This window comes from Bdellovibrio sp. HCB-162, from assembly GCF_047344985.1.
Lineage (GTDB): Bacteria > Bdellovibrionota > Bdellovibrionia > Bdellovibrionales > Bdellovibrionaceae > Bdellovibrio.
This window is the reverse complement of record NZ_CP178861.1, coordinates 405,714-432,236: the sequence shown is the minus strand read 5'-3', so window position 1 is coordinate 432,236 and position 26,523 is coordinate 405,714. Positions and strand designations below refer to the sequence as shown.

Here is a 26,523-nt window from a genome sequence, read left to right as displayed (position 1 = left end):
TGTTCAAGTACCATTCATGACACCACTTGTTTTGGCATCAGAATCGCCACGTCGCCGTGCCCTTCTTAAAGAAGCGGGTTTTAGCTTTGACGTGGTTCCAGTTAAAGTATCGGAAATTCCTAACAAAAACCTGAATGTAAACGATCAGATTTTAGATATTGCTAGACGTAAAGCCAGAGAGGCTTTTCGGGTACTAAAGTCTGGTAGAACGAACTCTTTCACAGTGCTGGCGGCAGACACGGAGGTGATCTTTGGCGGGGGGCCACTCGGAAAACCGCAAGATCGTGACGATGCCTATCGAATTTTACGACTATTGTCGGGGCACTTTCACGAAGTCATCACTGCCGTTTGCATTATCGATAGTGAAACTCAGAAAGAGCTGTCTCAATTTGAGATCACACAAATCTATTTCAAAAATCTGACGGACGAAGAAATCTGGACCTACATTGATACCGGTGAACCGATGGACAAAGCGGGTGCTTACGGAATTCAAGGCGGCGGAGGAAAATTCGTCGATCGTATTGAGGGACCTTTTGATAATGTTGTGGGTCTACCAATCGATTTGGTTCGCAAAATGCTTTCTGAAATCTCAAAGTGAGAACGCGTTCACTAAGTCCCTATCATTTCTGTAAGATTTTATAAAACCATGAACAAGTTTATACATTAGTCCGACAAGAGAGACATGAACGTTTCTCGGACTATGGCAAGTATTCTTCTTTTTGGCCATACCCTGCTCCTCACAGGATGCGGATCGGTGACGGCTACTTTTTTTGGTTCCACCGAAAAAGAGTCGCCGAGTATTCAGGCTCCGCATTTCGAAATTCCTTTAGGTGATTTGAATTTAGCTCTGACAAAAACTCTCGGCAAAAACAAATGGATTCGCGTTGATAACTTCACGGTGGCAGCCTCTTATCACAGCTTCAACTTCGACGATCAAAATCAACTGCACTATGCAAATATGGACGGCATTGATGTTTACGACACTCAAGGAACGGGTCTTTCCCATATTCCTTTTTCTCCCACCATCCTTTACTGCATTCAAGGATTGGCTCAGGTTGGACGAAGCTCCAATGGAGATTATTTTTTGTTGTCGATGTCAAACCCCACGTGCGATGGGCAAATTTATAAAATTTCCGCCGATGGCTCCATTCAGCAAGCCATCATCTCGAGCACCTCTCCCCATCCTCTTCCGCCCGCCGCTTCCAATGATGTTTTGATTGTTAAAAAGTCAGATCACAGCGAAGAAATTCACGTCCCCGCAAATTATTTATCCGGCGGAACCTCGGGCACAAATTTAAACAATGAAATGCTGGTCTATGACTTAAACCGAACTTATTTAAAATCCTACGGTCTTGCGCAGAATCACGTTTACTCTTTTCTGGCGCAATCACCCGTTACAAAAGATATCTACGCGGGCTCCTACCAAGATGATCTTCATATTTTCCACTTTGATGAAAACGGCAACTACATCGACACACTCACGTTTCCCTCTGTCACTCGTATCGGCGGTTTGAATTTTGATTCCACAGGACGACTGTATATCACCGATCTTGGAGACTTCGTTTCAACAGGCGGCGGCCCCACAGTCGGAGTGCATGTTTTCTCTTCTCCCAATGGTTCCGTGGTTCGCCAAGTTTTAACTTCGGTCGCTCATCCTATCCATTATAGTAATAATGTGGAGGTCAGTTCTGACGGAACTCTTTTAGATCTCTACAATAACTACACTCGCGTTCGCGAAAGATATATTTTTAACGGAACTTCTTATGTGTATTCGGAAAATCTTTCTTCTCAAAGCTCCGCACCCGGAGAGTTTAATTTAAGTACAAATTCTGCCGCCGGAGTTCTACTTACTGACGAACTGGAAAATATCTATATCAACGATGGCGGCAACCGTCGGATACAGGTCTTTTCTGCAGACGGAACATCTCTTCTCCAAAATTTTTCAATTGCTCATCCAGATATCACGCCTGCATTCGGAACGGCTGCGACTCTAACGTCTCAAGGGCAAATCATGAATATCGGTTGGAAACAAAATGCTTTTGACGATTACACTCTCACGCTGCAGGGTTTTAGTAAAACAGGCACGCCTTCCGCCTCTGTCAGTCTGCATTGGCCCTATCGAATGCACGCTGTCTTTATCGGAATTGATAATAAAGATGTGCTTTGGTTTAAAGCGGGAGATTCTGATCCGGTCACCTTTGCCAATTCATCTTATTTAGTTGGCGTCAGTCTTTCTGGAGTGGTCACACGAACTATTGATTTCACGGACCCGCTCCCTGTTTTCGGAGTCTCCGGAGCAGGATATTTCAAAGTTGTCGGTTCTTATTTATATTTTTTAGACACATCAACTTATTCAACACTCCGGTACGACTTTAACGGCAACACGGTAACACTTATGACGATGAGCGACTACTCTAGCGGCGGAGTTTATCTTCTTATCCCTGAAAACATGCAAATGCTCTCTAACGGAAAGTTCCTCGCAACTGCTCTGACTCTCACGGCCATGATGACCGCAGAATACAAATTAGTGATTATCGATCCAGAGACCTTTAAAATCACCACGCGCATCAGCCTTCCTTCGGATCTCACTCCGTCCCAGATAGTTTGGACCTCACACGGAATCTATGGATCAGGTTCTTTCGACCGTATTTTTCATTTCAATTTTTATTGATGACAAGCCCTTGAAGGTCCACTAAACCCCAGAATCACTCCTGGGGGTCCCCGTGAATAAAATCAGTCTTCTATTAACAGTTTTATTGTTTGTTTCAGCTTGCGCAAAAAATGAAACTGGAAATTTGAATATTTCTGAAAGCAACAGCGCCATCATTGGCGGAACCGCCGCAACCGTGAAAGACTTGGTAACTCACTCCACGGTTTCTTTTTTGATGGAGTACCAAGGAAAACCTCTTTCCCTTTGCACGGGAACTTTGATTTCTAAAAACATGGTGTTAACTGCGACTCACTGTCTGGAAAACTTAGGCGAAGGTATTATGGCTGTGTACATCGGCGAAAAACTTCCGGAGGTTTTCGATCGCAGCAAATTTCTGAAAGTTGCAGGCTGGGTCACTCATCCTCGTTACAAATTGATTGAAGATCAAAACAACGTTCCCGTTACGGGTGTGAATGATGTCGCGGTTCTTCGCCTTGCTGATGAAGCTCCGGCCTCGGCAATTCCAGTTCCCATTCTTGATCCCAAGACAAATCTTCAAGACGGTCAGTCTTTGTTGCTGGCAGGTTATGGTTTAGAAAATGAACTTAATGTGCCGGTGTATGCCACTGGTTTAAATTACGTTCACGTGCCTTTGGCAAAAATCGTGGATGCGATTTTAGTGACGGATCAAACAAACAATCAAGGCGCTTGCAGTGGGGACTCTGGAGGTCCGGCCTTTATTGAAACTGCAAAAGGACTTGTTGTGGTCGGCGTCACTCGCGGACCGCACGATCAAGCTCAGGACTGCCGTCACTATGGCGAGTACACTTACGCTTCGAAATTTAAATCTTTTATTTTAAAAGCCACAGCACAGCTTAAAGGCGAAGCACCAAAATTCGTGACCCTGCAATAAGGGTCATGCTAGATTCAAAGCATGAATCTGCAAACACTCACACAAGAATGTGCTCCTGCAAAAATTCTTGCTGTTTCAAAGCTTCAACCTGAATCCAAAATCCGTTCTCTCTACCATGAGGGCCAAAGACTTTTTGGAGAAAACTACGTTCAAGAAGCTTTGGAGAAAATAGATCACCTGCAAGATCTTGTGGATATCCAGTGGCACTTGATTGGCAGTTTACAAAAAAACAAAGCCAAACTTGTTGTTGGGAAGTTCGTCCTGATTCACTCTGTGGATTCCCTGGCGCTTGCGGAAACATTGAGCCGCCAATGTGAAAATAAAAACGTCACACAGAATATTTTGATTCAGGTCAATCTGGCGGAAGAAGAAACCAAAGGCGGTTTTGACAAAGAAAGCCTGCTTAAGTCTTGGCAAACTCTCGCGGAACTTCCTCGTTTAAATATAATGGGTCTGATGACGATGCCTCCATTAACCGAAACAGGGGCGGAAGTGCGTCTTTATTTTAGAGAGCTCCGTCAATTGCTGACCGAACTTCGCTCTAAGACTGATTTAAAGCGCCATCCGCTCACGGAGCTGTCAATGGGCACAAGTCATGATTTTAAAGTGGCCGTGGAAGAAGGTGCAACCATTGTGCGTCTTGGGACTATTTTATTTGGCGAACGCCCCGCCAAACTGTAAGATAAAACCAAGTACATGACGTACTTGTAGTGCGTTCGGAGAATTATGAACCCATTGTTGAAAACGCAAAAAATCGGTTTTTTGGGTGCGGGCAACATGGCCCAAGCCATGATCAGAGGCCTTATCGAAGGCGGCATTCCAGCTAAAAATATCTTCGCGACAAATCGCTCTGAAGGAAAACTGCAAAGACTGGCAGAGACTTTTAAAATCAATCCAGAGTCTAGCAATGAAGAATTGATCGACAAATGTGACATCATCATTTTGGCAGTGAAACCTCAGGATTTGCTCAATGCTCTTGAGCCTGTGACACGCGCCTTTGACGCCAATAAAATTGTCATCAGTGTTGCTGCAGGTATTCGCATGGAAAAATTAGAGCGCTATATTCAAGGTGCTCGCCTTTCCCGTGTCATGCCCAACACCCCGTCCTTAATTGGGCGCGGAGTGATCGGATATCTTTTAAATGACGATGATGATGGCGCTTTAGAAAGCACAGTGGAAGATCTGTTTGCTCCTCTGGGAAGAGTCATTAAAGTTCACGATGAAGATCAGTTTGAAGCTTTGATGGTGTCTTGCTCTAGCGGTACAGGCTTCGTCTTTGAGATGATGATGTACTGGCAGGACTGGATTGAAGAACATGGATTTTCTGTTGAAGAAGCCCGCATGATGACGATTGAAACATTTGTCGGCGCTTCTTTGTTAGCCGCCCAGGCCCGCGAAGGGGTTGAGGACCTGCAAGCTCGCGTCACTTCTAAAAAAGGTGTCACGGCAGCTGGACTTCAGTCCATGCGCGAACTGGAAATTGAGCGCGCTCTTCGCATTAGCTTTGAAAAGGCTGCGATGAGAAACAAAGAAATGGCCCGGGAAATCAAATAATCTTGCGCTGATACAGACTCGGCCTTTATCCTTAAATCATTATTGTTCAAGGAGGAACAAGATGAGAATTACTCCTATCGATATTGCTCACAAGTCTTTTGGTAAAAAGATGATGGGACTCGATGCTGACGAGGTTATGGACTTCCTCCAGCAGATTGCCTCTCAAATGGAATCTTTGATCCAAGAAAGAAATTCTTTAAAGGAAGCCATCCGAGAAAAGGAACTTTCTTTGATGGAATATAAAGAACGCGATCAAGTTCTAAAAGAAACTATCGCAACGGCAACGCAAATGGCGGAACGTCTTCGCCAGGATGCCGACCGCGAAGCAAAGTTGATCATCGCCGATGCTCAACAAAAAGCTGAAATCATCACTCGTGACTCTCGCGATTCACTGAAAAAAATGTATCAAGAAGTGACGGAGCTTAAGCGTGCTCGCATGCAATTTGAAGCGAACTTGAAAGCCCTGGCGCAAGCTCATTTATCTTTGCTAGAGCAAGGTGAAAAGTATATGCCGCAAATGCAACTTCCTGGTCACAATATCGTGAATGGAAATGGCAACGGCGCGACTCCAGCCCGCTCTTCGAACGTGTCTCCTCTTTCTGCAGAATAATTGCCGAAAAGACTATGATTGAATCAATAAAAGGTGGAGTTCGACTCCACCTTTTTATTCAGCCGAAATCCTCAAAAAACGAAGTTGTGGGCCCTCACAACGGTGAACTTAAAATAAAAATCACCGCTCCGCCGATTGACGGCCGCGCCAACGAAGGCCTGATCGAATTCCTCTCTGATTATTTTGATATTCCTAAGCGCAGTGTCGTTTTGGTGAAAGGCGATACCGGTCGCCACAAAACGGTGGATCTTTTAGGCGTTGAAGAATCTCGAGCAAAAGAATTATTAAAGCTGACATAAAAAAAGAGCCGCTTTATTTTAGCGGCGTCTTTTCTTCTTATTCGATTTTAATTCCAACTGAAATTCAGTGTCGTCCAACTGCTGTTGCAACTCTTGATCCTGCTGAATGCGCTGCTTTTTCGTGGGACGAGGTGTGAACAAGGTCTGATCAATTCCGTCATCCGTTTCTTCTTTAAACTGCTGAACTTTTTTATCCGAACTCATTTGGTTGTCGTACATATTGGATCGATAGTTCGGAACCGGAGAATTGATCGGAGTATAAGCTTCTTCAGTTGTATAACCTTCCGTCATATCAAATGTGTAGCGAATAAATCCGCCTATATGAAATCCCGCCGCCACATTTGAACCCATCAGTGTGGCGCCGCCGTTGGCTTGAATACTCCATTTGCGGTTGATCAACCATTTCGCATACAGCTGCGTATCCATTAACGCCGGGTTGGCTCCGTAAAATTTTAAAGATCCCGCGTTCACACCATTGATGTAAGAGGTGCGCGACAATGAATTTTTGTTTGTATCATCCGAGACACTTTGATAACCGAAAAGTTCCGCGCCCAAACGAATGCGATCCATTTTTAACTGCGCGCCGACACCCCAAGGCATAAGGAAGGAGCGTCCTTCTGCACGATAGTTGAAGCCAAGCCAACCATACCCGCGAAAAGTGCCAAAATCTTTTTGCGCGATCACGCGCGAACGCACTTCAATAACGCCTTCGGAGTTCATCACCGTATCTGAAGTATTATCAATTTTTTCGAACGGAAACACGGCAATGACTTCCGGAATCAACTGAAACATCTCGTTGTAGATAAGAAAGTCAGCACCCACAGCGCCTTCACTCAAAGTGCTGTTCGTTCTGGTCGCGATGGAGTCTTTGCTTTCTGCACTCGCGACATTTCCCCAACCAAATACAGACCAATTCTGACGAGGCATATAACGAGTCGCCAAAGTGACATCAATCAATTGATAGTGATTTCCATTAGGAAGATTCTGGCTGCTTCCGCCAGATTCAGGGTAATTGGCTTCCGAACGAAAGAATTGGGAGCTGACTTCAAACTCCCAAGTGTCTCGCTTGTATTCCTTGTAGTTATCCAATGCCCAGACAGGGAAAGAAAAGAAAAAAAGTCCTGCAAAGGCGAACGTCAAACGCTGAAGATTATTTGCCATTTTCATAACTTCCTAATATTAACAACCCTATGACGTCGACATCAAACAAATCACGGCTTGCTATCATCTTTTTCACCGTTTTCCTTTATTTAGTGGGCTTTGGTGTAGTCATTCCCATCATTCCCATCTTAAGTCGCAACTTTGGCGCAACAGCTTTGCAAACGGGGCTTCTGCTCTCCGTTTACTCGCTGATGCAGTTTTTATTTTCTCCATTCTGGGGTCGCCTCAGCGATCGCTTAGGACGCCGACCTATTTTACTTTTCTGCCTTTTCGGTGAGGGCCTCTCGTACATTCTCTTTGCATGGGCCCGCTCTTTAGAGTGGCTTTTTGTTGCACGCATCCTTGCCGGATTTTTTGGAGCGAGTCTCTCCACCGCCTCGGCTTATATTTCTGACATCACACCAAAACACGAACGCTCCAAAGGCATGGCTTTGATTGGTGCCGCCTTCGGTTTAGGATTCGTTGTCGGTCCTGCGTTAGGCGGAGGCTTAGCCGTTTGGGGCCACCATATCAATCCAGCACCTCACTTCGACACTTCATTTTCAGCATATTGGGTGTCCGTTTTGTGTTTTGCAAATTTCCTTTTTGGAATCAAATTCCTCACTGAATCCTTAAGCGAAAAAAGCGAATCTGCGGAGAAGAAAAAAAGATTCTCTGTGATGTGGCACTATCTAAACGTAAAAACTGTGGGTCCTTTGATGACAGTTTTTCTTTTATGTTCACTTGCAATGTCTTCCATGGAAGCCACGCTGATTCTGTTCATGGGAGAAAAATTTCAGTGGGATGTAAAGCAAGTCAGCTTCGGCTTTGCCTATATCGGTGTGATTATTGTTTTCACACAAGGTTTTTTAGTGCGTCGTCTTTTACCTAAATGGGGCGAGCGCAAAGTGCTGCGTTTGGGCTTAACTTTGTTCGCTCTTGGACTTACCAGCATTGCCATCTCCGGAAGTATTTCTGCTATGGCCATAGCAATGACACTTCTTTCACTTGGGAATGGACTTTCGAATCCTTCCATCTTAGGAAGTATCAGCTTGCTCACAGATTCCAAAGAACAAGGCGTTACCCTAGGGGTCACTCAAAGTATGGCTTCACTTGGGCGCATCATCGGCCCCGCCATGGGTGGAGCTTTGTATGGAGCCGTGGCCATCACAGCTCCGTTTTGGGCCTCAGGATTATTGGCGTTTATGGGATTAGGCATTGCTTTGATAATTTATAAATTTATTCCCGAACACGGGCGCGTAGGTTGATCATGGAATTTAACAGCATCGGCTTTTTTCAATTCGACAATTTGCTGCGCAACCGAGTGCCGCTTCTTTTGGTGATGCTTGAAGAAGTGAATTTGAAGCCGTGGTACGACAGTGTCGTACAAATGCACATTCAAAACGCAACAATTTCATGTACATCCAAAGAAGAAGCATTGAAGCTCATTCAAGATAAAAAACTGCCCGCACACTTTGGTATCGTCGTTTTAGATCAAAAAGGTGACAAAAGCCCCACCGTGGTTGCAGAACTTGAGAAGGTCGGTTTCACAAACGCGTTTTATGTTAAAAATGGTTTTGTCGGAATTTCTGAAGAGCGCAACCAAAACTAAAAGCCAACTGACAAAATAAATTAAAGCGTCCTTGGCGGCAGCCTTTGTTTGTAACATACTATGTACATTCGAAAACCTAAAACTTTAAACAAGGATGTACCAATGAAAAAGTTTTTGATTGCAACGTTGGCAACAACAGCCATGACAACAGCGGCACATGCAGGTTCTTTGAGCCTGGACATGCGTGCAGACTACAACTCAACAACATACAAAGACACTCCGGGAGCAGTGGACCAGACGAAATTCTATTTCAAAACAGGTCGTCTTGATTACCAAGCCAAAGCTCTTGAAGATCTTACTTTCCGGGTGCGTTTAGCATTCAACAAAGACGCCACTCGCGGCGTTGATGCTTCTCAAACAGCTGTTGAATACGCGTACTTGTCACACAAGATGTCGGATCTTTTCACTTTGACAGCTGGTAAATTCAACACTGAATTCGGCGGTTTCGAAGGCGCTACAAGCGGTGCTGATTTGTACTTAACTTCTCCGTTCTACACTCCAACAGGAGCTTCAACGACTCTTCTTGGCACAAAAGATCTTCTTTATATGACTGGTGTAAAGGGAACTTTCTCTTTCGACGGCCAACAAGTCCACGTTCTAGCAACGAACGAACCTGACACAAAAGCAGGTCCAACAGCATCACAAAACTCAAGCATGTGGGGCGTGATCTGGAGAGGCGCTTTCCTAGAAAAAGCATTGAACTTCAACTTGAGCTACCACACTCTTGCGGGTCCAGCAAAAGACGACAAACATCAATTCATCGCAGCTGGTGTTATGTGGAACTCAAGCCCGATCTCTGCATCACTTGACTACTTGATGGGCGAATTCAAAGCCGACGCAACAGGCTTCAAAGATTCTGAATCTTCATTCGTAGGAAAATTGGCGTACACAGGTTGGGAACAATGGACACCACGCCTTGAAGTGATCTCCACAGAAGAAAAAATCGGTGGTGTTACTGACAGAACAAACAAATACATCGCTTACGGTGTAGTTGCAGAATACAAGCCTTACACTGACACAAACTTCCGCTACCACTTCGCCTACAACAACACAACAGGCGACCTTGATGGCGTAGCAGACAAAACAGTCCGAGACGAATTCGTAGTAGGCGCCCGCCTGCTAGCAGATTTCTTGAAATAATCTGAATCAATGAAAACAAAAAAGGGAGGCCACAAACCTCCCTTTTTTATTTCTGAAAAGTGCCTTCACCAGACTCATCCATGTATCACTCAAGCCGAGGCAAACAGACCGTCTCCCAGTCACTAGTCCTTGGGCTGTGTCGTTACTTGTTGGAGGTTGAGTTAAAGAACTTTAAATTTCGCGACGATCGTCAAGATTAACAAGACAATCACCAACAAACCTTTAGTAATCTTCAAAACGCGTCGAATACGTAAGTACTTGGTTTTACGCATCGGACACCTCCTGTAAGTTTTCGGACAGGAGATCCACCAAAAGCGAGTCTGGCAAAGGCCATTCTCGCTTTGCATTTTTAGAACCACTCTTTTGTTAAATCCAAAGCTCAACTCCAAAAGTCAGCGAGGCAGAAACAAGCGCAAGTATTTTTCTGCACTAGAAACCTACGCACTTCAACGCACCAACCCAAAATTTTACCTTACGATACCAACTCAAAACTCTCGGAGCGTAACCGGGAAAACCAATAAAACCCTCCGAATGAAATCCTAGGCCTGAAGCGAGTTCCGCAGCAGCCAGTCCCAAAGGGACGGCGTCAGCGAGGACTGTCCGAGCGAAAGGGTCTAGGATTTCATTCGGAGGGTTTTATGGGTCTTGCCCCCGGCATTACCCCTACCGAATTAAGCTTGAGTTTGCTACTCTCTAAAGGTTAAAAACCTTGGGATTTCGTATCCTTGAACGCAGTTAGAGGTCTTCAAATGTCAGAACAATTATCCGATCGTTACAATCCCGCAGACGTGGAAACTCGTACCTATCAGTGGTGGGAGAATTCGGGATACTTCAAAGCACAAGATCAATCCACAAAACCTCCGTTTTCAATCATCCTTCCTCCACCGAACGTCACAGGTTTCTTGCACATGGGCCACGCGTTGGATCACACGATTCAAGACATGCTCATCCGTTGGAAGCGCATGAATGGTTACAACACAATGTGGTTGCCGGGCACGGATCACGCGGGTATCGCGACTCAATCTGTTGTTGAAAGAGAACTTAAAAAAGAAAATGTCACTCGCCATGATTTGGGCCGCGAAAAATTCGTAGGCAAAGTGTGGGAGTGGAAACATCAATATGGCGATCGTATTTATTCACAAATGCGCCGACTTGGTGACTCTTGTGATTGGGAGCGCGCAGTTTTCACTTTGGATGAAGGCGTTTCTAAAGCGGTTCGCAAAGTTTTCGTAAGCCTTCACAAAAAAGGTTTGATCTATCGTGGTCAACGTCTGGTGAACTGGTCAGGTCCTCTTGAGACAGCGATTTCTGACTTGGAAGTTGAACACAAGCAAATCAAAGGTTCTCTTTACCACATCAAGTATCCTCTTGAAGACGGTTCTGGTTTCTTGATTGTCGCAACAACTCGTCCAGAAACAATGCTGGGTGATACCGCTCTTTGCGTAAATCCAGATGATGAACGCTATAAACACTTGATCGGAAAAAACGTCATCGTTCCTTTGATCAACAGAAAGATCAAAATCATCGCCGATACTTACGTTGATAAGGCTTTCGGTTCAGGTGTTGTAAAGATCACTCCGGCGCATGACTTTAACGACTACAAAATCGGTAAAACTCATCACTTGGAGTTCATCAACATTCTGACGAAAAAAGCCGAGATGAACGAAAACGCCGGTCCTTATCAAGGATTGAAAGTTCAGGAAGCTCGCAAGCGCGTGTTGGAAGATTTAAAAGCGCAAAACCTTCTTGAAAAAGAAGAGCCTTATGTTCATTCAGTGGGTCACTGCTCTCGTTCGGGTGCGGTTGTTGAGCCTTTCTTGTCTGAACAGTGGTTTGTAAAAATGGAACAGCTTGCAACACCAGCAAAACGCGTTGTTGAAAGCGGTACGATTCGTTTTGAACCAGAATCTTGGACTAAAGTTTACTTGCACTGGCTGAACAATATCGAAGACTGGTGTATCTCTCGCCAATTATGGTGGGGTCACCGTATTCCGGTTTGGTATTGCACGAACTGCAACCACCAAAACGTGAGTGAAACAGATGTGACTGCTTGTGAAAAATGCGGCAACACAAAACTAACTCAAGACGAAGACGTTCTGGATACATGGTTTAGTTCGGCTCTTTGGCCGTTCTCAACAATGGGTTGGCCGACAGAGACTGAGACACTTAAAACATTCTACCCAACAAGTTACTTGGTGACGGGTCACGATATCATCTTCTTCTGGGTGGCTCGTATGATCATGATGGGTCTTGAATTTAAGCGTGATGTTCCGTTCCGCACGGTTTACATCCACGGTCTTGTTCGCGATTCTCAAGGTCGCAAGATGTCTAAGTCTTTAGGCAACTCTGTGGACCCGGTTGAGATGATTGAAAAGTACGGAGCCGATGCTCTGCGCTTTACATTTGCGGCTCACTTGTACTCTGGAAAAGATTTTAAATTCAGTGAACAACGTCTTGAAGGCTACAGAAACTTTATGAACAAGATCTGGAACGCGGCTCGTTTCGCGCTCTCTAATCTTGCTGACTTCAAAGTTCCTGCTGAAGGTGTCAAGGCTCTTCCAAACAAAGGCCAAATCAGCGTCTTTGACCAATGGATCATCACGAAATTGGCTGAAGTCACAAAAGAAGTGGAAGAAGCAATGGAAGGCGAAAGATTCTCTGACGCTGCCAATGCGCTTTATCAGTTCATTTGGAATCAGTTCTGCGATTGGTACATTGAATTTACAAAACCAATCATGAACGGCAACAACATGGAAGAAAAACAAGCGACTCAACTTGTGATCGCCCAAGTTTTAAATCGCATGATGCGCTTGTTGCACCCATTTGCTCCGTTTATTTCGGAAGAGATTTACCAAAAGCTTCCTATCAAAGGCACAGCTTGTATCGTGGATCAGTTCCCGAATACACGTAACGATAAAGAGTTCCTAAGCCTGGGTTCTGCTCAGGCGGCTCTTGAAATCGACATCGTGAAGGAAGTGATCACGGCGATTCGTAACATCCGTGGTGAAAACCGCATCAGCCCGGCTGTAAAAATCAACGTGCGTTTGGGTGTCACAAACGACCAAGTTCAAAAAATCTTGGGCAACAACCGCACGGCGATTTTGACTATGGGACGTGTCGAGAACCTTGAAATCGGAGAAGAAGGCAACCTAATGAAGTGTGCTGTGGCTCCGGTCGTTGTGAAAGACACAAGTGTAAAAGTGATCATCCCGCTTGAAGGCTTGGTGGACTTTGATGAAGAAGTAAAACGCATCAACAAGTTGATCGAAAAACTTCAAAAAGACATCACAATGCTTTCTGGTAAGCTTTCAAACGAGAAGTTTATTGCGAACGCAGACGAAGAAGTCGTTGCAGCGGATAAGGCTTTGTTGGCTCAATCGAAGGTCCAACTGGAGTCTTTGCGTGATGCTTTGACTCGTTTCCAATAAGCCTTAAAAGTAATTTCCAAATAACGGCGAGCAGACAACCCTCCTCGCCGTTTTCATCGTAGCACTCACTGCGAAAGATTCTACTTACAACGACACGCCATTTTTGCAGAGTCCGCATCGATGCAAGTAAAAGTCTTACCATCGTGCGGAAGTTCAAACGAATAAATCTTTCCGTTTCTTTCAATCAATAAAAGATCATCGCCATTTTGATAAAACATACGGCGAGATGTCGATTTGCCAACAAGCTCCCCGTCTGATTCAAGGCTCGCGATCAAGGCCTCCGAAGGATTCGCCATTTGGTCTGCCGCCAAAGGCAATTCTTTCTGTTCACCTGAAGTGCTCAAAGAATAATACTTTAAGTTTTTCTGTGACTGCTTTTCCGGATCCGGAGAATTCTCAATGTAGATACGACGAAGCTCGCCTGCTTTCGTGCGAATATCCGTTGCAGACCATTCGTCTGTCGTCATCACGATGTCACCTAAGTCAGGAGAAATCGCTTTATTGAAAGTTTCAAAATTAATTTCAGATTGAGGATCAAGCTGTCCCACTTGCATGTTTAAGCAAACGGCCATTTCTTTAAGATGTTTTTTGTAAGCTTCAAATTTTCCGGCATCTTCCATCTGCGTTGGCAAAAATCCCGCGCTCGGAGCCGCCGCTTGCTCTGACGGAGGAGGTACTTCGCCTTTAGGTTTTCCAGCGGCCGCAGAAGAAGATTCAGGAGGAACGTTTCCCATCGTTTCGGGATCAACGACAGCCGTAGGATTTTTTTCTCCGCCCGACCAGAATTGGCAATAAGAAATGATTAAAATAACAGCGGCGCCAACAATGAGGAGTATTAAAGTATTCTTCTTCATACCCTGTTGTACGCCGTTCAAATCTTTTTATCAAGAAACGATGCTTACCGACTGATATCGACAGCAACGTCAATAGGTTCAAACGAAACCACAGAAACACCGATAAAACGCATGCGAACTTGTAGAATATCAAAAACCTGTGCGACTTTTTCGCAGTTAGGACCTTTCAATGTCATATACATTAAGTAGTTCGGAAGGCCTGGCTGATATTCAAACTGCCAGTGAGAAATCGCCTCGCAGCCTTGAACAACTTTTGGAAAATCCAAAGCTTCAAATTCGGCTTTCTGTGCATTGGTGAAGGAAATTTCTTTGTCTTGCAAAAACGGATCGACTTTATCGGCTACCAAGCCCACGCGCAAAGTCGCCTCTTGAGTCACCGGATTCCAGACGAAAGAATAATCGTACCGACCCGGCGCCAGAGTATTGATTTTAAAACTCATGAAGTTATCAGCCGCCTGACTGTGCGCCGACCACAAACTCACTAAGACCATCAACACAAACACAAAATATCGCATGAAATCCCCCTTCATGTTCTACTCGTGAAACAAATCGTTTTTATCTAATCTCAAGAGCCAAAAGCAAGAAAGGGATTCTTACGAATCCCTTTCTTGAAGTCATTTCAGTTCGGTGACGGAAAATGTCTATTTGATAAGACCGATCTCACGCAAACGTTGCATCAAGAAATCGTGTCCAGTGATATCAGGGTATTTCGCGCCTGTCCCTTTACAAGATGGCAAGCAGCTCAACATCGCTTCTGGATGCGGATGCATAAAGAACGGCATTGAGTAACGGCTTTGGTTTTTACCGTCTTGCGGGTTGATCACGCGATGAGTAGTTGAAGGCAATACGTCGTTTGTTAAACGAGCCAACATATCACCCACATCGACGATCAAAGTATCTGGTTCAGAATCGATATCCAACCATTGACCATCGCGGTCTTTCAATTGAAGGCCGGAAGCCGTTGCCGCTGGCAAAATTGTAATGAAGTTGATGTCTTCATGAGCCGCCGCGCGCACGCAACGAGGATCAACACCGTCTGGAATTGGCGGATAGTGAAGAAGACGCAAGATTGAATTTCCATCTTTCGTCATTTTCGCAAAGAAGTCTTTTTCAACTTCAAGAGGCATCGTCAAAGCTTCAAGCATTACGTTTCCTGCTTCTTCCAAAGCATCAAACAAAGCTGTGAAGTGAGATTTAAATTCAGGAATCTCTGTCGGCCATACGTTTTCAGGATAAACCGTTTTCAAAGCGTGACCTTCAGGAAGAACGCGACCTACATGCCAGAACTCTTTCAAGTCCATCACAGGAGAATCTTTTGCGTGCTCTTGACCAAACGGAGTGTAACCACGCTGGAAGCCCGCTTTCGGAGAGATGTAAGATTTTTTTAAGTCTGTTGGAAGAGAGTAAAACTTTTGAAGAATATCGTAAGCTTTATGCAGATCTGCGGCTTTCACGTTGTGATCTTTAAGAATGATGAAGCCGTATTCTTTAAGACCTGTGAAAAGATTGTCGATGAATTTCGCGCGGTCCGCGTCTGAGCCTTTTGTGTAGCTAGCAAGGCTCAATGTTGGAACTTTACGAAGAGTGCTGTTTTCAGAATGAGAAGCAGTATCCAATGTTCTCACGATTTCCCTCCAGTGTTAGGTTCAGCAGGGACTCTAGCAAGGTGCGCAAATAAAAGGCAACTGCAACTAAATATGTATGAAACGAATATCAAAAACTCGGACCAAAGTGGGAGTTTCAAACTTGAAATGGACATCTCCATCAAACAAACGAACCGCGTGTTCATTGCGATAAGGAGACTCTTTTTCCTCATAACCGCGATAAACCACAGGACGCGGATCCAATTTGAGGGTTTCCTCGACAACTTTTCTTAATGACTGATCTGGGTGACGAGCTTCCCACTCTTTCATAAGAGCTTCCGCGTGCTCGGTAAATTCTACATGGATCGGGTCTTTGGCGATCTCCGCAGGCCAGCCAGTGCGCGCATTTGGAATCGACTCCACCTCAGGCAGATAGGGCTTGATATCCAAGATGGGCGTGCCATCCACAAGGTCCGCGCCCGCAACGATGATTCCATCTTTTTCAACTTTAATCAGTTCAACTAACGAAAGGCCAATCGGATTTGGACGATGCGGACTGCGAGTCGCAAACACGCCCATCGTTTTACCTTCGAGGCGCGGAGGATGAACCTTCGCATGAAAGCGCGCCGTTTTGTTTTGATGAAAAACCCACACGAGCCACACATGACTAAAACCTTCGAGCCCCTGAAGAGATTCTTCAGGTTGAAGATCCGCACGAATTTTCAGGCGCGCCCATGCCTCCTTCACAAGGCCAGGCTGTCGCGGCGTCCCGAATTTATCGCGAAAACATGATTCTAAATAGCCAATAGGTTCCATAGAGGTACGCCGTACCTTTTTGAATTGCCTCGCGTCAAGGACTTTCAAATGACACTCCATTTTTGAGTGACACTCGCTCTGGATTGCATAAAACGAAAGCATATCTTTTAGGAGGGTTCTTATGAAACATTTGATTTTAGTAGCCGCTCTTGCTTTGGGAGTGAGTGCATCTGCATTTGCCGGAGAACTTGATAACGAGTCTTCAGTAACGAATCAATCCATGAACGGAACGGTTGTCATTCGCGTGGATACGCGCACGAACCAAACGGCTGTGATGGCTTCTGATAAAGTGATGGCCAACGATACTCAAGCTCAGGCCTTGGCTTTGAAAGGTTCTTTCCAAGCTGTTTCTGCTGAAAACGTCAGAAGCGAATTGGATAACGATGCGGGAGCGTCGAGCTGGTACTTCTGCAATCCATGCGGAAACTACAACAGCGGTTACAACACTTACTACTATAGCTACGTTTACTGGTACGGCACTTGGTATACACCGTGCTACACATACAGCTATAGCTACTATCAGTACTATTACTACTCAAACTATCGTTGGTAGTTGATGAAGAGCGGTCCTTAAGGGCCGCTTTCTCTATGGGGCTTTTGTTTTTTTGAAGGGTCTTTGTTCATGAAGTTATTGATTTCTTTTTTGAGCGTTTGTTTTTCTTTTCAATTCGCCTTTGCAGCTTCTCCATTCTCAAATCTTGATGGCGTTAAATACTCTTTGGGATTTTCTCCTTATTACTCTCAACAAAATCCGGGACGTCGTCTTAAGATCGCGGTCTTAGACAAAGGATTTTACGGTTATGAAAAAGAGTTGGGTCGCTCTCTACCTGCTTCTACTCGTTACATTGCTGGGCCTGTCGCAAATCCAGAAAATGTGAATGTGGAGCATGGTCTTCGTATGGCGCAAATTTTAGTTGCGATGATGACGAATGATATGCAGGCAACACAATGGATGCCGGAGCTGACACTTTATAATGTTTTTGGATTTTCAAATTTCAAAGCGGCGATTGATGATGTGATCGCAAACAAAGTGGACCTCGTGCTTTATTCTGAAGTGTGGGAGTACGGCGGAAATTTTGATGGCACAGGTTTCATCAATAATGAAGTCAACCGCGCCACACGCAACGGCGTGATCTGGGTGAATGCCGCAGGAAATTTTGCTTTAACGACTTACAATTCAGGCATTCGCACACTGAAAGATGATTGGGTGCAATTACCGGATCAAAACAACGCCTTGATGATTCGTTGTGAAAACCGCAATGGCAAATGTCCCGTGAAAATCGTTCTTTCCTGGAATGATTTTAAAAACGACGTGGAGCTGGGAACAGATAAAGACCTGGATCTTGCTTTGACGGACGATATGCTCAGCATTGTGCAAACAAGTGCATTGAAACAATCCAAAGATCCAAAGGAATCTCGCCCTGGTTTTTCAAAATATCCACGTGAGATCATTGCTGCGGAACTTTCTAATGGCACCTACTTCTTGCGTGTGAAAAATCGCTCACAAAACTTTGTGGATCGCGATCAGTTGCGCATCACTGTCGACGGCGAAGTGACGATGCCTTCTCATAGCATCAATGACACGATCTTAAATCCGGCAGATAATACAACGGTCATTACTGTAGGGGCTTCGGATTCAGATCGTTCTTCCTCTTCAAAAGACAAACCCGATCTTTTAGCGCCGTCTTCTATTCGTTTAGCAGGCGGCGGAGAATATCGTGGCAGTTCCAATGCCGCGGCGATCGTTGCTGCCGGTTTGGGAATTTTGAAATCTCAAGAGCCGCGCATGACTCGCAAAGATCTTTTAGACACAGTCACTCGCGGTAACGGTGATGGTTGGAACCAACGTGGAGTTTCATTGAACCTTTTAGGATTTGGTCCTACGGGCCCTGGATGTTTTATTGATGTAAATTTAAATCCAGTGCCTGATTATGTTCGGGAAGTCTTGTCTCGCGGTGGAGTTCCTGTGCAGACAACAGCCGCCGTTCGTGTGATGGTGCCTTTTGATCCGATTACAATGGCATCTTATCTTCGTCGAAATTTATTGAACGACATGATCGTCGCTCTTCCACAAGGTGGGTATGCTGTTTACCCACGTTTTGCTGCGATTCCTCCGGGAGCGGTTGAAATATTCCAACGTCCTCTTGAAGCAGGACTTTGCCGTCCGACTCCCATTGGTGGCGGAAAGAATTTTCATCTTTAATTTTTCTAAAAAAAGCGTCGTCTCACTTTGAGACGGCGCCAAATTTGGTCGCAGCTCTGTCAGTTCCTTAACGATCAATTGCTCTATGTTATCTATAAAATATGGTCCGCGAATTGCTTTTACCTCCTTATGAGGTGAACAATGCGTGTCTTTAAACTTAAAACACTTTGCCTTTCGCTGATGGCCGTTACGTGCTTTTTGTCTTTCAATGCGAAAGCTGAAGACGAAACGAACCTGCTTTTGGTGCCCAACGAAAAAGACACACCCGCAATCACTTCTGAATCCCAAGAGCTGGAAGTGCGCTTTGATCCCTCGGAAGTGACGGAACCTGAAAAGAACTTTGACCGCGAAAAATTCATTCGTGATTCCAGAGACCGCATGACGGCGGAACCCTCTCAAGAAAAAATCGAAATCTGGTCAGGCCCTCGCTCTGAAGAACACTTGCAAAAACTTTTGCAACTTTCAGATGCAGAGATCGCTTCGTTCCTCGGAAAGAAAGAAGCTTTCCTTGGAAAATTCGCGAAGACTTTGGCGTTCTTCCGTTTATCTCCGAAGAAAATTAACAAGGTTTTGCTAGAACTGAACAATCGTTTCTATGAAAGCTCCCATGTTGTTTCCCGCAGCAACACTAAAGGTGCGGCGATGATGTTCTCCGTTTCAGGCGGTATGGCTTTGCCACAGAAATTCGTCAAAACTTTAAAAGAGCGTAGTATCGGCAAGTACATTCCTGAGTCAGGTGGATTTTATTACATGATGGGACTCGGCGTGAGCTTTGCCCGCCGTGTGGATGAAAATAAAAAATCCAAATTCGTTTTTGAAATCTTTATGGATGTGGAAAGATTGAAGTCCACTCTGACCGGACTTGTGGAAGTTTCCGCGGCGGGAACTTACGGTCTTGTATTTGAAAAACGCACTGGCGAATTCACTCACCAAAAAAGCAATACCACTTACGGTGGCGTTGCCGGAGTTTTCCGTCAAGGAACACATCAGTTTGGTTGGGCGGCTTCAACAGGTCTTTCCATGCCTCCAGGAATCGGCGCGATCCTGGTTTATCAAGATGAAGTGACTCGTTATTATCTTTTCCGCACGGAAAATCTGAAAGTGACATTGCCAGCTTTGCGTATGATCAAAAACAACGTTTTAGATTATTTTAGAAATCTTCTTGGCAATAAGACTCACATCATCACTTGCAACCAAGCCATCATGTAAAATAAAAAACCCGCTTCGCGCGAACGAAACGGGTTTAAACTGTCATTTGCATAGACAAAAATTTTCTTTTTAGAAGTTGCCGGATCTTTTCATCAAGCCATCTTTGTTCTTGATGATGATCTCTTTACCGTTTAGATCGATAAGACCCTCATTTTTAAACTCAGTCAGATGACGAGACAAAGATTCATTGATTGTGCTGGCAAGCTGAGCGAACTCATTGCGTGTCAGTTTCAAATTCAATGAAATTCCGTTGGGAGTTTGCACTCCGAATTTGTCAGCAAGCAAAACCAGTTGGTAAGCGATGCGCTCTTGCACCGATGCCAAATAGTGAAGCTGACTGATGGTTTCAAAAGACTCAAGATCGTTCACTGCTTGGTTGAGCAGCAATTTTACTAACGGACTTGCTTGAGCGATCGCCACTTGAATCAATTCGCGTGGGTAAAGCCAAAGCACTGTCGATTTAACAGCTTTCGCATGACTCTGGGCAGGCATGCCTTTTACCAAAGCCTTGTAACCAAAATATTCTCCTGGAGATACCAGTTTGGTTACATATTCATTTGTAGTTGTGCGTCCGCGGGCATGAGAGCGGTTAACTACAACTTTAACACAGCCAGATTGCACGTAATACAGACCCTTCGCCGGCTCCCCTTCTTTGAAAATCATCTCTTCTTCTTTGAGATGAATCACTTCATAAGGAACGTTTGAAGTATTCGGAATACTTAGGTTTTGATTGCCCATAAAACCAAGGGAGTTTACTCCGCCATTGAGTATTGTTTGAGATTCCATACTCTATTACCTCCGAGCTTTCTTCGTTGGGTTAATGTTTAGGCCAATCCTAAACTGGTATTATACAGCCGCCTAATTGAAATTTCGACATAACACTCTTGTAACGGCAGTCTATTAACGCCCTGACATGCTTTTGACTTGACTCATAGAGACAGCTCCCCTACTTTCTCCGCCAGAAATCAGAGTTTTTTTTGTGATATCAAACGTTTACTTAGTGCTAAAAGGCACCTGAGTTTCATCATATTTAAGGGGCTCAAAAGATGGTTAAATCGTTCGTTACTGGCCTGTTAATTGTGTTATTCCACATTGTTTCTTTCGCAAATCCAATTAAAGTCGGATTGGTTCTCGATAAGGGCGGCAAAGACGATAAATCTTTCAACTCCGCAGCTTACCTTGGAGCAACAAAAGCAGAAAAAGATCTGAAAATTGATCTGAAATATGTTGAAGCCACGGATACAAACGCGATTGAAAACCTGCACCGCTCTTTTGCCCGTAAGAATTTCGATCTTGTGATCGGAATCGGTTTCGCGCAAAAAGAAGCCGTTAAAAAAGTAGCAGCTCAATTTCCAAATGTAAAATTCGCCGTTGTTGATGGTGAAGTCGATGCGAAGAACGTTCGCTCTCTCTTGTTTGAAGAGCACGAAGGTTCTTTCTTAGTCGGCGCTTTGGCGGCGATGGTTTCTAAAAACAACGCTGTTGGTTTTGTTGGCGGTATGGACATTCCTTTGATCCGTCGTTTTGCGATGGGATACGCAGCCGGTGCGAAATATGTAAATCCAAAAATCAACGTGATTGAAAACTACATCGGCGTGACGGGTGAGGCTTGGAACAATCCTGCAAAAGCGAAAGAGTTGGCTCTTTCTCAGTACGCAAAGGGCGCTGATGTGGTGTTTGGTGCTGCGGGTGCCTCTAACACAGGTATCTTTGATGCGGCTGAAGATAAAAAGAAATTTGCGATTGGTTGTGATTCCAACCAAAACTGGATTAAGCCGGGCGTGATCTTGACGAGCATGTTGAAGGCTGTCGACGTTGCGGTTTACGACACAATCAAAGAAACTCAAGAAGGCAAGTTCACTGGTGGAGTAAGTCACTTTGGTCTTAAAAACAACGGCGTGAACTACACTTTGGATCAATACAACGAAAAGCTTGTGACTCCTGATATGAGAAAAAAGCTTGAGGACATCAAAAAGAAAATCATCGCGGGTCAAATTCAAGTTCCTGACTACTACAAAAAGAAATAGTAATGAGTGTTTCAGCCGTAGAGTTTAAAGGGGTTTCCAAATATTTCGGCGAAGTCCGCGCGAATTCTGATATTTCTTTCTCTGTTGCTAAAGGCTCTATCCACGGCATCGTTGGCGAAAACGGTGCCGGCAAATCCACCGCGATGAAAATCCTTTTCGGACTCTATCGTCCTGATGGCGGTGAAATTCTCGTTCACGGAAATCCTGTTTCCTTCGATTCCCCGATTGACGCCATGGCTGCCAAAATCGGCATGGTTCATCAACACTTCATGCTGGCAGAGCCTTTCACTGCTCTTGATAATATTTTGCTTCAACAAAAAGGATCTGCGTTTTCTGTTCTTCCGCGCAAAGAACAAAAGAAACGATTGCAAGAAATTGCGGAACGCTATGGCTTTACTTTGAATCTGGATGCGAAGGTTGAAGATCTTTCTGTCGGCGAACAACAGCGCCTGGAAATTTTAAAAATCCTTTCACAAGATTCCGAGATTTTAATCCTGGATGAACCCACCGCCGTTTTGACTCCTCAAGAAGTGCAAGACCTGTTTAAAAATCTTCGTCGTCTCAAGGAAGAAGGCAAAACGATTCTTATCATTACTCACAAACTCAAAGAAGTGATGAGCCTTACGGATGCCGTGACGGTGTTTCGCACCGGCCGCGTGGTCGGAAGTAAAAAAACATCTGAAACAAATGGTTCTGAACTTGCTGAGATGATGGTGGGTCGCCACATTCAAGCGCCGCAAGAAAGACAAACTTCCGTTGATAAAACTCGTGCCGTTTTAAAGTTCGACAATGTCTCTGCGACTTTGGGCAATCATCAGATTGAAGATATCAACATTACCGTTCACTCCAAAGAGATTGTTGGAGTTGCAGGTGTTGAAGGCAACGGACAAGATATTTTGATTCGTTCTTTGCTCGACAAACATGCGCTGAAAAAAGGTTCCGTGAATGGCTCGATCCGCAGTGAAGGATTGATTTGCTCTTTCCCCGAAGACCGTCTGCGTTTCGGAATGCTTCCTGCGCGTCCTGTTTACGAGAATTTTATTTTAGGTCAACACAAGCGTTCCCTTTTCTCGCGCGGTATCTTTTTAAAAGTGCGCGAGATTATTTCTCGCACAAAAGAGATCATGGATACCTACGACATCCGCCCGCACAATCCGCTTTTGCCTTTCGATAAGCTTTCAGGTGGAAACCAGCAAAAGCTCGTTGTGGCCCGCGCTCTTTCGCAAAAACCTCAAGTGGTGATTGCGGCACAACCGACTCGCGGTGTGGATATTGGCGCCATTGAATTTATTCACGGCGAACTTCGCAAAGCTCGTGACGAAGGCGCCGGCATTCTTTTGATTTCTTCGGAGCTTGATGAACTCATGACTCTTTCAGATCGCATCGTGGTTCTTTACAAAGGAAAATTGGTGGCGGAGTTCAACCGCTCTGAATTTAATGAAATTGCACTCGGAACTGCGATGGGAGGTTGCAAGTGAAACGCATCCTCGGTTTTTTAATCGGTCTTACTATCGCTTTGCTTTTGACTTTGTTTGCTGGCGAAAATCCTTGGAACATCTTCATGATTCTTATGAAGAGTGCTTTTGGTTCCATGTATGATTTGGGTCTTACTCTTTCATATACAACGCCTTTGATTTTTTGTGGTCTCTCTGTCGCTATTGGATTTCATGCCGGATTATTTAATATCGGTGCAGAAGGACAACTGACCGTCGCCGTTCTTACGGCAGCAGCTGTCGGTGTGCTTTGCCCGAACATTCCATTTCCTTTGGCTCCGATTGTTGCATTCTTTGCTGCCATTCTCGCCGGGGGATTCTGGGGATGGATTGCGGGATGGCTGCGCGCTTATCGCGGAAGTCATGAAGTGATTATCACAATCATGCTCAACTTCATCGCCGCAGGTATTGCAAGCTGGTTCACTCTTAAAATTATTCCAAATCCAAATTCACAAAATCCTGAAACAGCGATGGTGTCACCAAACTATATGTTTAAGGATTACGATTTAATTGCGCGTCTTTTCCCAGACACGCCGGCCAACGCTTCATTGGGTTTTGCTATCGTGTTTGCGATTTTGATGTGGATATTTCTCTGGAAAACCACATGGGGCTTTGGTTTGCGGGCGGTCGGTTCCAATCCTGAAGCCGCCCATCGCGGTGGGATTTCTGAAAAGAAAGTGCAGATGCTGGCGATGGCTTTGGCCGGCGCCCTTGCTGGTTGTGTCGCTCTTTCTGAAGTTTTAGGAAGTGCGGGACAGTATCGCATTGGGTTTTCTCCGGACTATGGATTTATCGGAATTGCGGTTGCACTTCTTGCGAACAACAATCCGCTCGGCATTATTGCCGCCGCTTTCTTAATGGGTGCTCTTCATAAGGGCGCTTCTGATCTAGATCTTGAGACAACGACAATCACTCGCGATTTCTCTCGCATCATTCAAGGCTTAATCATCTTAGGTGTGACGGCTCAAGGTTATTGGGAATGGATTAAACACAAAAGGAGAAAAGACTGATGGACATGATGGCTCTTATCATCTCTTTGCTTCTAGCAACTTTGCGTTTAGCAACTCCTTTGGTTTTTGCTTCGATGGGTGGCTTTATGAGCGAGCGTTCCGGTGTTGTGAACGTCGCCCTTGAAGGTTTCATGCTCACAGGCGCTTTTGCTGGTGCTGTTGTCGGTCACATGTTCGCTTCGGCCTGGCTGGGTTGGGGTGCCGCTTTGATTGCAGGCCTTGTGATCGGAGCCTTGTATGCTCTTTTCACGATTGAACTTAAAGCCGATCAAATCGTGACAGGTATGGCGTTTAATCTTCTTGTGATGGGACTTATTCCATTTCTCACGAAGATTCTTTACAACTCAACGGGTTCCACACCCGCGTTGTTGGCGGAAGATCGTTTTAGTTTTGAGCCGCTCGTGATGGTGTTTGTTTTAGTCGGTGGTTTAACTTACTGGCTTTATAAAACGCGATCAGGACTGTGGTTGCTTTTTGCAGGTGAACATCCCGAAGCTCTTGTCGCGAGCGGCGTGAGTGTGCGTAAAGTTCGTTGGGCTGCGGTTTCTGTGAGTGGAGCTTTCGCTGCTTGGGGTGGCGCGAGTTTGTCTTTGTTCTTGGCTTCTTCTTATTCTCCACTGATGACGGGCGGTCGCGGTTTTATGGCGCTCGCGGCTTTGATCTTTGGAAAATGGAAACCACTTCCAGCTCTTGGAGCTTGTTTGCTCTTTGCATTTGCGGACGCTTTGCAAATTCGTTTGCAGGGAATCAAAGTGAACGACTTTGAAATTCCCGTTCAATTTATTCAAATTTTACCTTACATCGTAACCATCATTGCGTTAGCAGGCTTTATCGGAAAAAGCCGCGCTCCGAAAGCGTTGGGACGATAACTTTCAACAGAGGTTTTTATGAAACATCTTCTTGCAGGATTGATTCTTTTAATGTCGACACAAGCTTTTGCTTGGGGTGGTCGCGGTCACGATACCATCTGCCGTGTAGCGAGCTTCTTGGTGAAGGAGCCTGGCTTAAAAGAATATCTCCAACACAAACCACAGATGATGGGTCACTTGTGCAATATGCCGGATTTTTATTGGAAAAGTCTTGGCGGAGAAGCCAATAAACTTGGCAACCCTGCTCACTTCATCGATATCGAAGTGATCGGTCTTGATGTGAAAGACATTCCTGTTGATTACAAAAAATTGATCGCCGACTATACAGGAAAACCAAACAAATTTAAAAATGATGGATCAACAATCAAATCCATCCCACAAGAATTCGGTTCTTCTTGGTGGAGAGTCGATCAATTCATGCGCATTATCGCGGGCCTTGAAAAAGAATTTGCGCTAGCGACTCCTCCGGCGAATTTTAAAGAAGAACAAAACAATGATCTTCCTTACAACAAGCTGGCTTATCAATTAGTGACTTCAATGGGTTTGATGGGTCACTTCGTTGGCGACAACTGCCAACCATTCCATACGACAGCAGACTATGATGGATATGCAGCAGGACACGGCGGCATCCACGCTTATTTTGAAGATGCGGTTGTTGGCCAGTTCGATGGCGATTTGGATTACTTGGTTCTTAAAGAGGCTCGCGCGATGAAAAAGCCTGAGTTCTTGAAACCAAAAACTCCGATTGAGAAAATGAAAGTGCTAAGTGTGATTTCTAATAAAGAAATTCCAAAAATCTTAAAGCTTGATCCGATCAAAAAGAAATCGACTCTAGTAAAAGAAAAAGGAATGGAAATCAAAACAGCGGCAGAGCGTGAACCGGCTTCTGTGGCTTTCAAAAAAATGAAGCCTTACATTGTGACTGAAATGGCTCGTGGTGCGGTTTTGCTGGCTAATCTTTGGGATGAGGCTTACGCAAGTGCTGGCAAACCAAAATTGGGCGCATACAAGTCTTACAAATATCCATTTACTGTGGATTTCGTAGCTCCAGATTATTTCGATACGACTGAAAAATCAGATAAAGAAGAAAAGAAATAGTTTCTGTTTTTTTGC

General features: G+C 44.9%; 25 protein-coding genes. 19 read left to right on the top strand and 6 right to left on the bottom strand.

Features of this window, described 5'->3' with window-relative positions:
- The first annotated feature begins 16 nt into the window (after positions 1–16).
- From ACLSSO_RS02170 to ACLSSO_RS02140, 7 genes are all read left to right on the top strand, one after another.
- Positions 17–598, top strand: a complete 582-nt coding sequence (locus ACLSSO_RS02170) for a Maf family protein (protein ID WP_413943921.1) — start codon at positions 17–19, stop codon at positions 596–598.
- A gap of 84 nt (positions 599–682) precedes the next feature.
- Positions 683–2,671 carry a hypothetical protein gene (locus ACLSSO_RS02165; RefSeq protein WP_413943920.1) on the top strand — a complete coding sequence of 663 codons (1,989 nt, stop codon included), beginning with the start codon at positions 683–685 and terminating at the stop codon, positions 2,669–2,671.
- A gap of 52 nt (positions 2,672–2,723) precedes the next feature.
- The gene (locus ACLSSO_RS02160; protein ID WP_413943919.1) at positions 2,724–3,563 is read left to right on the top strand and encodes a S1 family peptidase; all 840 of its coding nucleotides are present in this window, start codon (positions 2,724–2,726) and stop codon (positions 3,561–3,563) included.
- Between the two features lie 21 nt (positions 3,564–3,584).
- Positions 3,585–4,244, top strand: coding sequence for a YggS family pyridoxal phosphate-dependent enzyme (locus ACLSSO_RS02155; protein WP_413943918.1), 660 nt, complete (start codon positions 3,585–3,587; stop codon positions 4,242–4,244).
- 45 nt (positions 4,245–4,289) lie between these two features.
- Positions 4,290–5,117 carry a pyrroline-5-carboxylate reductase family protein gene (locus ACLSSO_RS02150; protein WP_295900113.1) on the top strand — a complete coding sequence of 276 codons (828 nt, stop codon included), beginning with the start codon at positions 4,290–4,292 and terminating at the stop codon, positions 5,115–5,117.
- 61 nt (positions 5,118–5,178) lie between these two features.
- Positions 5,179–5,727 carry a DivIVA domain-containing protein gene (locus tag ACLSSO_RS02145; protein ID WP_340590093.1) on the top strand — a complete coding sequence of 183 codons (549 nt, stop codon included), beginning with the start codon at positions 5,179–5,181 and terminating at the stop codon, positions 5,725–5,727.
- Between the two features lie 14 nt (positions 5,728–5,741).
- Positions 5,742–6,026: a DUF167 domain-containing protein gene (locus tag ACLSSO_RS02140; protein WP_295900115.1), complete on the top strand. Its 285-nt coding sequence runs from the start codon at positions 5,742–5,744 to the stop codon at positions 6,024–6,026.
- An 18-nt stretch (positions 6,027–6,044) separates the two neighbouring features.
- On the opposite strand, the gene ACLSSO_RS02135 is transcribed toward ACLSSO_RS02140, so the two are convergent.
- A complete protein-coding gene (locus ACLSSO_RS02135; protein ID WP_413943917.1) occupies positions 6,045–7,187 on the bottom strand; it encodes a hypothetical protein in 1,143 nt (380 codons plus the stop codon).
- Positions 7,188–7,216: 29 nt separating this feature from the next.
- Between ACLSSO_RS02135 and ACLSSO_RS02130 the strand changes: the two genes are divergently transcribed.
- The 4 genes from ACLSSO_RS02130 (at position 7,217) to ACLSSO_RS02115 (ending at position 13,346) form a co-directional block, all read left to right on the top strand.
- Positions 7,217–8,434, top strand: coding sequence for an MFS transporter (locus ACLSSO_RS02130; RefSeq protein WP_295900117.1), 1,218 nt, complete (start codon positions 7,217–7,219; stop codon positions 8,432–8,434).
- A gap of 2 nt (positions 8,435–8,436) precedes the next feature.
- Positions 8,437–8,778, top strand: a complete 342-nt coding sequence (locus tag ACLSSO_RS02125) for a rhodanese-like domain-containing protein (protein WP_295900118.1) — start codon at positions 8,437–8,439, stop codon at positions 8,776–8,778.
- Positions 8,779–8,880: 102 nt separating this feature from the next.
- Entirely contained in the window at positions 8,881–9,918 is a 1,038-nt protein-coding gene (locus ACLSSO_RS02120; RefSeq protein ID WP_413943916.1) for a porin, read from the top strand.
- A gap of 749 nt (positions 9,919–10,667) precedes the next feature.
- Positions 10,668–13,346 (top strand): valine--tRNA ligase, encoded by a 2,679-nt coding sequence (locus ACLSSO_RS02115; RefSeq protein ID WP_413943915.1) that lies wholly within the window; start codon positions 10,668–10,670, stop codon positions 13,344–13,346.
- 80 nt (positions 13,347–13,426) lie between these two features.
- Here ACLSSO_RS02115 and ACLSSO_RS02110 read toward each other — a convergent pair whose 3' ends face one another.
- The 4 genes from ACLSSO_RS02110 to tsaA form a co-directional block, all read right to left on the bottom strand.
- Positions 13,427–14,200, bottom strand: a complete 774-nt coding sequence (locus ACLSSO_RS02110) for a hypothetical protein (RefSeq protein ID WP_295900121.1) — start codon at positions 14,198–14,200, stop codon at positions 13,427–13,429.
- A gap of 44 nt (positions 14,201–14,244) precedes the next feature.
- Positions 14,245–14,715 carry a hypothetical protein gene (locus ACLSSO_RS02105; protein ID WP_413943914.1) on the bottom strand — a complete coding sequence of 157 codons (471 nt, stop codon included), beginning with the start codon at positions 14,713–14,715 and terminating at the stop codon, positions 14,245–14,247.
- 126 nt (positions 14,716–14,841) lie between these two features.
- The gene (locus ACLSSO_RS02100; RefSeq protein ID WP_413943913.1) at positions 14,842–15,825 is read right to left on the bottom strand and encodes an isopenicillin N synthase family dioxygenase; all 984 of its coding nucleotides are present in this window, start codon (positions 15,823–15,825) and stop codon (positions 14,842–14,844) included.
- Positions 15,826–15,891: 66 nt separating this feature from the next.
- Positions 15,892–16,599 (bottom strand): tRNA (N6-threonylcarbamoyladenosine(37)-N6)-methyltransferase TrmO, encoded by a 708-nt coding sequence (tsaA, locus tag ACLSSO_RS02095; RefSeq protein WP_413943912.1) that lies wholly within the window; start codon positions 16,597–16,599, stop codon positions 15,892–15,894.
- Between the two features lie 121 nt (positions 16,600–16,720).
- Between tsaA and ACLSSO_RS02090 the strand changes: the two genes are divergently transcribed.
- From ACLSSO_RS02090 to ACLSSO_RS02080, 3 genes are all read left to right on the top strand, one after another.
- Entirely contained in the window at positions 16,721–17,152 is a 432-nt protein-coding gene (locus tag ACLSSO_RS02090; RefSeq protein WP_413943911.1) for a hypothetical protein, read from the top strand.
- 69 nt (positions 17,153–17,221) lie between these two features.
- Positions 17,222–18,802 (top strand): S8 family serine peptidase, encoded by a 1,581-nt coding sequence (locus ACLSSO_RS02085; protein WP_413943910.1) that lies wholly within the window; start codon positions 17,222–17,224, stop codon positions 18,800–18,802.
- Positions 18,803–18,943: 141 nt separating this feature from the next.
- Entirely contained in the window at positions 18,944–20,011 is a 1,068-nt protein-coding gene (locus ACLSSO_RS02080) for a hypothetical protein (protein WP_413943909.1), read from the top strand.
- Positions 20,012–20,080: 69 nt separating this feature from the next.
- Here the strand turns inward: ACLSSO_RS02080 and ACLSSO_RS02075 are convergent, their stop codons facing one another.
- Positions 20,081–20,797 (bottom strand): Crp/Fnr family transcriptional regulator, encoded by a 717-nt coding sequence (locus ACLSSO_RS02075; RefSeq protein WP_413943908.1) that lies wholly within the window; start codon positions 20,795–20,797, stop codon positions 20,081–20,083.
- A 260-nt stretch (positions 20,798–21,057) separates the two neighbouring features.
- Here ACLSSO_RS02075 and ACLSSO_RS02070 point away from each other — a divergent pair, with 260 nt between their 5' ends.
- From ACLSSO_RS02070 to ACLSSO_RS02050, 5 genes are read left to right on the top strand one after another with little or no spacing between them, the layout of a single operon-like run.
- On the top strand, positions 21,058–22,038 hold the full coding sequence (locus ACLSSO_RS02070) for a BMP family lipoprotein (protein WP_413943907.1): 981 nt from the start codon (positions 21,058–21,060) through the stop codon (positions 22,036–22,038).
- Positions 22,039–22,040: 2 nt separating this feature from the next.
- Positions 22,041–23,516, top strand: a complete 1,476-nt coding sequence (locus ACLSSO_RS02065) for an ABC transporter ATP-binding protein (protein WP_295901705.1) — start codon at positions 22,041–22,043, stop codon at positions 23,514–23,516.
- Positions 23,513–24,541 carry an ABC transporter permease gene (locus tag ACLSSO_RS02060; protein WP_413943906.1) on the top strand — a complete coding sequence of 343 codons (1,029 nt, stop codon included), beginning with the start codon at positions 23,513–23,515 and terminating at the stop codon, positions 24,539–24,541. Before ACLSSO_RS02065 ends, ACLSSO_RS02060 begins: the two co-directional genes overlap by 4 nt.
- Positions 24,542–24,546: 5 nt before the next feature.
- Positions 24,547–25,410 carry an ABC transporter permease gene (locus tag ACLSSO_RS02055; protein ID WP_413943905.1) on the top strand — a complete coding sequence of 288 codons (864 nt, stop codon included), beginning with the start codon at positions 24,547–24,549 and terminating at the stop codon, positions 25,408–25,410.
- Positions 25,411–25,428: 18 nt separating this feature from the next.
- Positions 25,429–26,508: a hypothetical protein gene (locus ACLSSO_RS02050; RefSeq protein ID WP_413943904.1), complete on the top strand. Its 1,080-nt coding sequence runs from the start codon at positions 25,429–25,431 to the stop codon at positions 26,506–26,508.
- The last annotated feature ends 15 nt before the right edge of the window (positions 26,509–26,523 follow it).

Excerpts from the sequence above, each read along its gene's own strand:
- ACLSSO_RS02155 (WP_413943918.1), top strand. The coding sequence starts at position 3,585 with ATGAATCTGCAAACACTCACACAAGAATGTGCTCCTGCAAAAATTCTT.
- ACLSSO_RS02130 (WP_295900117.1), top strand. The coding sequence starts at position 7,217 with ATGACGTCGACATCAAACAAATCACGGCTTGCTATCATCTTTTTCACC.
- ACLSSO_RS02170 (WP_413943921.1), top strand. The coding sequence starts at position 17 with ATGACACCACTTGTTTTGGCATCAGAATCGCCACGTCGCCGTGCCCTT.
- tsaA (WP_413943912.1), bottom strand. The coding sequence starts at position 16,599 with ATGGAACCTATTGGCTATTTAGAATCATGTTTTCGCGATAAATTCGGG.
- ACLSSO_RS02065 (WP_295901705.1), top strand. The coding sequence starts at position 22,041 with ATGAGTGTTTCAGCCGTAGAGTTTAAAGGGGTTTCCAAATATTTCGGC.
- ACLSSO_RS02085 (WP_413943910.1), top strand. The coding sequence starts at position 17,222 with ATGAAGTTATTGATTTCTTTTTTGAGCGTTTGTTTTTCTTTTCAATTC.
- ACLSSO_RS02150 (WP_295900113.1), top strand. The coding sequence starts at position 4,290 with ATGAACCCATTGTTGAAAACGCAAAAAATCGGTTTTTTGGGTGCGGGC.
- ACLSSO_RS02145 (WP_340590093.1), top strand. The coding sequence starts at position 5,179 with ATGAGAATTACTCCTATCGATATTGCTCACAAGTCTTTTGGTAAAAAG.
- ACLSSO_RS02165 (WP_413943920.1), top strand. The coding sequence starts at position 683 with ATGAACGTTTCTCGGACTATGGCAAGTATTCTTCTTTTTGGCCATACC.
- ACLSSO_RS02125 (WP_295900118.1), top strand. The coding sequence starts at position 8,437 with ATGGAATTTAACAGCATCGGCTTTTTTCAATTCGACAATTTGCTGCGC.
- ACLSSO_RS02070 (WP_413943907.1), top strand. The coding sequence starts at position 21,058 with ATGGTTAAATCGTTCGTTACTGGCCTGTTAATTGTGTTATTCCACATT.
- ACLSSO_RS02055 (WP_413943905.1), top strand. The coding sequence starts at position 24,547 with ATGATGGCTCTTATCATCTCTTTGCTTCTAGCAACTTTGCGTTTAGCA.
- ACLSSO_RS02050 (WP_413943904.1), top strand. The coding sequence starts at position 25,429 with ATGAAACATCTTCTTGCAGGATTGATTCTTTTAATGTCGACACAAGCT.
- ACLSSO_RS02075 (WP_413943908.1), bottom strand. The coding sequence starts at position 20,797 with ATGGAATCTCAAACAATACTCAATGGCGGAGTAAACTCCCTTGGTTTT.
- ACLSSO_RS02110 (WP_295900121.1), bottom strand. The coding sequence starts at position 14,200 with ATGAAGAAGAATACTTTAATACTCCTCATTGTTGGCGCCGCTGTTATT.
- ACLSSO_RS02140 (WP_295900115.1), top strand. The coding sequence starts at position 5,742 with ATGATTGAATCAATAAAAGGTGGAGTTCGACTCCACCTTTTTATTCAG.
- ACLSSO_RS02120 (WP_413943916.1), top strand. The coding sequence starts at position 8,881 with ATGAAAAAGTTTTTGATTGCAACGTTGGCAACAACAGCCATGACAACA.
- ACLSSO_RS02135 (WP_413943917.1), bottom strand. The coding sequence starts at position 7,187 with ATGGCAAATAATCTTCAGCGTTTGACGTTCGCCTTTGCAGGACTTTTT.
- ACLSSO_RS02090 (WP_413943911.1), top strand. The coding sequence starts at position 16,721 with ATGAAACATTTGATTTTAGTAGCCGCTCTTGCTTTGGGAGTGAGTGCA.
- ACLSSO_RS02105 (WP_413943914.1), bottom strand. The coding sequence starts at position 14,715 with ATGCGATATTTTGTGTTTGTGTTGATGGTCTTAGTGAGTTTGTGGTCG.
- ACLSSO_RS02080 (WP_413943909.1), top strand. The coding sequence starts at position 18,944 with ATGCGTGTCTTTAAACTTAAAACACTTTGCCTTTCGCTGATGGCCGTT.
- ACLSSO_RS02115 (WP_413943915.1), top strand. The coding sequence starts at position 10,668 with ATGTCAGAACAATTATCCGATCGTTACAATCCCGCAGACGTGGAAACT.